This is a genomic window from Pseudochrobactrum sp. AO18b, assembly GCF_000409565.1.
Classification (GTDB): Bacteria; Pseudomonadota; Alphaproteobacteria; order Rhizobiales; family Rhizobiaceae; genus Pseudochrobactrum; species Pseudochrobactrum saccharolyticum.
This window is the reverse complement of record NZ_ANNO01000399.1, coordinates 1-900: the sequence shown is the minus strand read 5'-3', so window position 1 is coordinate 900 and position 900 is coordinate 1. Positions and strand designations below refer to the sequence as shown.

1 protein-coding gene is annotated in these 900 nt (G+C 51.3%); it reads left to right on the top strand.

Features of this window, described 5'->3' with window-relative positions:
- The first annotated feature begins 109 nt into the window (after positions 1 to 109).
- Positions 110 to 856 (top strand): SDR family oxidoreductase, encoded by a 747-nt coding sequence (locus A918_RS0115370; protein ID WP_022711915.1) that lies wholly within the window; start codon positions 110 to 112, stop codon positions 854 to 856.
- Positions 857 to 900: the final 44 nt, after the last annotated feature.

The window sequence follows — 900 nt, the reverse complement described above, 5'->3', positions numbered from 1 at the left end:
AGTTCAGGCCGCCGGAGAGATCCGGCGGCTTTTTATTTATAAAAATGCTTTGAGATGCCGGAGGGGCATGTTTCTCAAAGAATACAGGCTGGAATAAAGGGTGGAGATAATGAGTAAGACTATTTTGATTACAGGTGCAAGCCGTGGCATCGGACGGGCTGCTGCAATTTTATGCGGTGAGCGTGGCTGGTCTGTTGGTCTTAATTATATTGGCAATCGTGAGGCTGCGGAACAAACTGCGGAAGATGTACGCAAGGCTGGCGGGCAAGCTATCACTATACAGGGTGATGCTGCTGTTGAGGCTGATGTTATTGCCATGTTTGACAAGACTGAAAAGCAGTTTGGTCAGCTGGATGGCGTTGTGGTCAATGCCGGCATTGTTGCACCATCCATGCAATTGGCTGATATGAGCGCGGAACGTTTGAAGCGCATGTTTGATGTCAATGTGCTGGGAGCTTATCTTTGTGCCCGTGAAAGTGCGCGACGCCTGTCTGTTGAACGGGGCGGCAAGGGCGGTTCGATTGTTCTGGTTTCCTCTGTTGCTTCACGAATTGGCTCACCGTTTGAATATATTGACTATGCCGGTTCAAAGGCTGCTGTGGATACACTGGCGCTCGGATTGTCGAAAGAACTCGGTGCTCAGAAGGTGCGTGTAAATGCTGTGCGGCCAGGTTTGGTGAATACGGATATTCATGCCAGTGGCGGGCAGCCGGACAGAGCGCACAGGCTGGGTGTGAATACGCCAATGGGGCGGCCGGGTGAAGCCGTTGAAATTGCCGAAGCAATTGTCTGGCTGCTGAGTGATGCTTCATCTTATACATCCGGTGCGCTGCTGGATGTATCCGGTGGTCGCTAAGGCATAACGCCCAAAACCGTGCTGATTTAAGCAGAGGTGAAAAT